The sequence below is a fragment of the Cyclobacterium sp. 1_MG-2023 genome (assembly GCF_030546805.1).
Lineage (GTDB): Bacteria > Bacteroidota > Bacteroidia > Cytophagales > Cyclobacteriaceae > Cyclobacterium.
The window spans coordinates 1-2,720 of the sequence record NZ_JAUOPC010000043.1 but is presented as its reverse complement, the minus strand read 5'-3'; the positions used below and the strand labels follow the sequence as shown (position 1 = coordinate 2,720).

Below are 2,720 nucleotides of genomic sequence, written 5' to 3'. Positions count from 1 at the left end.
AGAGCCGTATGATGGGAGACTATCACGTACGGTTCTGTGAGAGGCTCGGGGCGAAATTCCCCTTGCCTACTCGACACAATCACGTTGTAGCCAATACAAAAAAAAAGACATCCTACTAAATTGAAAGTATGATAAAGAATATAGAACACATTGAAAAAATTAGTTGCTTTGATTCTTTTCAATGGAATGATACCCCTGAATTTCAAAAATACAACTTCATATTTGGCTTTAATGGTTCAGGAAAAACTTCTTTATCAAATATTTTCAACTTAGTAACTTCAAAATCTAACTACTCTGAGGACAAGAAAAAGGAATTATTTCAAGATTTAAAAAATCATGATTCTAGTAAAATAAAAATAGCTACTGGAAACAATCAAAAACTTACATATCCACCTACTGAAAGCCAAAATAATAGGAATATATTTGTTTTTAATTCCAATTTTATTTCTGACCATGTTTATGATGGAACTAAAGGAAATCTGAAAAAATTCAATGTTTCTTCTACAGAACTTAATGACCCTGAAATAAAAAAAATTACTGATAATATTGAAACTAAGGAAGAAATAATAAAAGGAATTAATAAAAAAATTAAAAAAGCTGAAGAGGACTTCTCTCAAATAAAAAAGGATTATAACTCAGATTTCAGAAAGCATTTCGCAAACAAACAATTATCAATAGATAAAAAGTTACCTGATGCAAGTTCTGTTCCTACTGATTCTGTAGAACAGTTACAAGAGAAACTAAATCTTAAAATTAAAGAGCATAAACTTTCAAAAAATCAAAAAAGCCTTGAAGAAGATATTCAAAGCTTTTCTCAATTGACTTTTCCTCAGATTAAAATTCTTAAATCTGATATTAATAAAGTGTTTCAGGATTCTGTGTCTAAAATAGCAACAGATTCTTTAACAAAGAAAATATCAGATTACCAAGAAATTGTTGAAGAAGATGATGTTAGAAAAGTTGAACCATGGTATAAATTTGGTAATGAGTTGTTCAAAAAGATTAGCTCTATTCAAAACAAAAAATGCCCTCTTTGCGATTCAAATATAAATGATTCTTATATTGATTTAGTCAACTCATTTTCTGCGTATTTCGATAAAGAATATGAGGTTTTTATTACCAAAATTGACGAACAGATTTCTTTAATAGAACAGCAAATCAAAACAATTAAAGAAACCAATACGAATTACGAAAAGCTTTTAAAACTATATATTAAATATTCTGATTTTATCAATCATAGTCCAAGCGAGTTTTCAACAATTGAACTTGAAAGATCGCTGAGTGAGATAAAAGACGGATTAAATAAAAAGAAAAACAATTCTAATAAAAACATAACTTTCGATTTCTCTGATATTAGAACTCGTCTAATGAATCACAATCAAGTGATGGAAGAATTAAGTTCATATGTTGAATCCTTAAAAGAAAATTTATTATCAAAGATTAAATCTCCAAGCGAGATAGAATCTACTATTAGAGGCATCTATAAATCATTAGTTTATAAGAGTCTAAACTCTAAATTAAACGGAGTTGAAAAGTACCATTCAAATTGTGAATTACGAATTAAAACAGAAAAAGAAATTGAAGTATTACAGGAAGAAAAAGTTCAAAGGCTCAAAGATTTAAAGCTTGAAGCTAAAAAGGTCGGTGAGTTTTTGATTAGACTTGGTATAAATCACTTTACAATTGATTTAAATGAAGAAAGTGAAGGAAATAATATTCTTGTAAAGTATAAATCTCAATCTCAGATTAAATCACGCTTAAGGAACACATTAAGCGAAGGAGAAAAAACAGCCCTAGCTTTTTCTTATTTTTTAAGTAAAGTTACAATTGAAACCAAGAATCCTAGTCAGACAATCATTGTAATAGACGACCCTATTTCAAGTCTCGATGATAATCGTATTTATAACACGGCATCTTTAATTTACGACACGTTTCATGATTATAAGCAATTATTTATATTAAGCCATAATTTCTTCTTTCTGAAATACATTTACCCATCATTTCGAAAAGGAAAAAGTTGTTATCTCATTTCTAATGGAAATATTGACATTTTACCTAAGAGTTTGCAAAACTTTCAGACTCCTTATTATTATATGATTGAAAGTATAAGTTCTTTTATAGAAGAGAATGATAAAAACTATGATGAAGCAAGGAAATATTTACCAAACTATATAAGAAGAGTTTTAGAAACTTTTTTCAGTTTCAAGTATGCTAAATTAACCAGAGCAAAAAACGTAAACCAATCTCCTGGATTGGATGATTTCATTAAAGATTATATTGACTTTAGCTCATTACCATTAATGACCGTGGATTCTATAACCAATGAAAACATAAAGGATAAGCTTCAAATGATTAACAATGTTTGCGATAATTTTTCACACGGGAATATGCAACAGCTTGAAAACACCAATTTTATAGCTAACCAGACATTAGATTCAATTTCAAAAGACTGCTTGTCAATAATTGATTTTTTTGATGGTATACATTTCCAAATGATAAACGAATTAAATACAGCGGAGTAATAAGTACTGGCTACAACAATGTATAAAAATAATAGCGGTTTAATCGCTAAAACGAAAGTAAGTAAATATAAAAAAGGTCTGTGTTTAACCGAAAAGTTAGTGCGTGAAAATCCGCTGCTATTCTTATGTGTGCCGAGAGTAACGAACGGCTGAAAATCGTTACGCAACTGTTTATAAGATGGTGGAACCGACCCACCG

General features: G+C 29.2%; 1 protein-coding gene. It reads left to right on the top strand.

All coding sequences use genetic code 11. From position 1 onward, the window contains the following. Positions 1 to 128: 128 nt before the first annotated feature. Positions 129 to 2,522, top strand: coding sequence for an AAA family ATPase (locus tag Q4534_RS23990; protein WP_303615698.1), 2,394 nt, complete (start codon positions 129 to 131; stop codon positions 2,520 to 2,522). Positions 2,523 to 2,720 lie beyond the last annotated feature (198 nt).

Coding starts and splice junctions, on each gene's coding strand:
- Q4534_RS23990 (WP_303615698.1), top strand. CDS start 129: ATGATAAAGAATATAGAACACATTGAAAAAATTAGTTGCTTTGATTCT.